This is a genomic window from uncultured Pigmentiphaga sp. (assembly GCF_937950555.1).
Lineage (GTDB): Bacteria > Pseudomonadota > Gammaproteobacteria > Burkholderiales > Burkholderiaceae_B > Pigmentiphaga.
The window spans coordinates 1-2,550 of sequence record NZ_CALFCW010000002.1; the positions used below are offsets into that span (position 1 = coordinate 1).

4 protein-coding genes are annotated in these 2,550 nt (G+C 62.9%); all 4 read right to left on the bottom strand.

Translation table 11 applies throughout. From position 1 onward, the window contains the following. Positions 1-903, bottom strand: a 903-nt coding sequence (locus tag Q0319_RS00140; protein ID WP_299450016.1) for a DNA methyltransferase, incomplete at its 3' end; no start/stop codon positions are given. Next, positions 900-1,436, bottom strand: coding sequence for a hypothetical protein (locus Q0319_RS00145; protein WP_299450018.1), 537 nt, complete (start codon positions 1,434-1,436; stop codon positions 900-902). The genes Q0319_RS00140 and Q0319_RS00145, both read right to left, overlap by 4 nt. A 321-nt stretch (positions 1,437-1,757) precedes the next feature. Beyond that, positions 1,758-2,093: a hypothetical protein gene (locus Q0319_RS00150; protein ID WP_299450020.1), complete on the bottom strand. Its 336-nt coding sequence runs from the start codon at positions 2,091-2,093 to the stop codon at positions 1,758-1,760. 10 nt (positions 2,094-2,103) lie between these two features. After that, a partial coding sequence (locus Q0319_RS00155) for a hypothetical protein (protein WP_299450022.1) occupies positions 2,104-2,550 on the bottom strand: 447 nt, incomplete at its 5' end.

Genomic DNA, 2,550 nt, shown 5'->3' on the forward strand with positions numbered 1-2,550 from the left:
TTTTTTTTTTTTTTTTTTTTTTTTTTTTTTTTTTTTTTTTTTTTTTGCTCCCCTTGATTTGCTTTCGCCCCTGTTCCCTCTTGATTTAACGACAGGAAACCCCGCCAGAACTTCGTCGCTGCCATCGTGGATGACATTGGCTGGCCAGCGGCCGGCGTCGTGGGGCCTGTAATCCACCCCATCCTGACCTTCGTAATACGCCTTTGGCCTGAACCCTTGCTCTGCGTTCTTTTTGTCCTGTGCCGCCCAGCCGGGGCCCTTGCAAGCGTTTGGTTTGTCAGTTCCTTTAACCCGGCACCCATCGATATTCAGCGCACCGGTGCCGTGCCGCAGCACGTTCTCGGCCACGGTCCCGACAAGCGGCTTGCGGGCGACCACGATAGGCTCATGCGCGGGCTTGAGCGCGGTGCCCCAGCCGTGCCACTGGCGGGCGGCTTCTGTGGCGGGGGCGGTTTCCACATGCTTGCCGCCAGGCCTTATCAAGCAATCTTTCTGCGCCTCGTTGCTGCCCTTGACGTGGTTCCACCGTCCGGGTCCAACCACCTCCCGCTCCGCCCCCGCCGCCTTGTCGATCGCCTTGCTCACATCCAGCGACTTCGGAAACCCGGAACCATACAGCCACATGATTTGATCGCGGACTTCAAACCCCGCATCCTCGATGGCGCACGCCATGCGGTGGTATGTCCGGCTGCCGCTGAACGCCAGCAGGTGCCCGCCGGGTTTAAGCACGCGCAACACCTCTTCCCAAAATTTCGGGTCGAATGCAACTTCACCAGTATCCCAATATTTGCCCATGAAATTCAGGCCATATGGCGGGTCCGTCACCACGGAATCGATGGAGGCGTCCGGCAGGCGGCGCAGCACGTCCTGGCAATCGCCGTGATGCAAGTCGATTTTGCTCATCCGAATACCTCGCAATAGGCGTGGAATGCCGACATGAACTCGAGCCGGGCGCGCTCGGGCGACCAGCACTCGACCCGCACGCCGAGGGGCTCACCGGGCAGGTTCCACGCCGGCCCGTTTGCCATGAGCTGCGCCTTCTCGTCGTGCAGGATGCAATTGTCGAGGTACTTGACCTCGTCGGGCCACGGCCAGGTCACTCCGAACCGCTCGGCGATGGCCCGCTCTACGGCGGCCTCCGCCTCCGCGTACCCGCTGACGCTGTGCTTCACGGGGCGCGGCAGGTCGCACAGATAGGCCTCGGCGGCGTCGTGCAGGAGCGCCGCCATCCGGTTCTTCGGCGAGGCCTGGCGGGCGACGAGCACGCTGTGCTCGGCGACCGAGTAGAAACGCGCGCAGTGGCCGTTGTAGCGGCACTGCATGGACAGCGAGCGCGCGATGTCTTTGATGTCGACGTCCTCGGGCCGCGGGTCGAGCGGCCAGAACTGCTTGCCTGTGTAGGTCTGGATCCAGTCCCCTTTGCGCTGGCCGGTCATGGGGTGCAGCTCCCGATGATGACGAGAATGACGATGGCCCAGAACGGCGTCGCGCACGCCAGGCCAAAGAACAATCCGCGAGCGAAGTCCATCGGCAGTCTCTCGTGTTGGTCGCCATTCCGTACATCAGTCAAACACTGACGGACGCGAGATAGGCGTCGATGAACGCTTGCGGGCCGCCGTAGTGCCCGCTGCACCTTCGGCTTGCTGCGCCAGTATTCCAGGCTGGCCTTCACGCGCTCTTCGGCGGTCTGCATGAGCTCAATCTGGCGCTCCCTGCTGATGGGTGCGCTAGGGTCATTGGCGGGCCATCCCTCCATCTCAGGCTCTCCCCTCGACAAACAGATCGCCGACCGCCAGCCTCGCCCGGCGCGTTGCAGCGGCGTTTCTGGCATGGTGCTGCGCGTCCCATGATAGGTGGCAGCGCTGGCAAAGCGCTCGGCAGCGTTCCGGGTCCATGTGCGTCTCGTCGTGGTCCATGTGCGCGATGGTCAGCACGACGCGGGAGCCGGTCTCCGGGTGGGGCTCGCCATTGACGGCCCGGCAGTGAGGGAATTGGGGCGTGCCCTCACAGCGATTGCCGGCGCGCTCGATGATCGAGGCGCGGAACGCACGCCATTCCTTCGAGCGGATCGAGCCGCCGGGGTAGCGCTTCATGCGCTCGGCGCTAATTGGCATCTCTGTCTATCCCTTGGAGGGCGGCGTCGAGAACGTAATCCGCCGTCGCGCCGTACCAGACGTAAAATCCTACCGGCGTATCGGGGTAGACCTGAAACCGCCAGATCGTATCGGTTTCCTTCATGCGCTCGATCTCAGCTGCCTCGACGTCCTCGAAGTCTTCACTATTCATGCCCCGCTCAATCCACTCGGCGGCTGTCATGTAGTTGGGAGTGTGGTCCTCGTTTCGGCTGAGGGTCATACACACGCCCGGAAAGTCTCGTAGCGCCCTCCATCGCCTAGCGTCTGCCTCTGCCGCTTCGGCGCGGGCGGTGAGGGCGGCTCGCTCAGTCGCGCGCTCCCAGCATTCGAAGCTGCACGTCCACCTCCCGTCCGAAAGCTGGCACTCGCTGCCGCCGTCGCCTTCTACGGTAGACAGGCCGGTCTTTCCGCACAT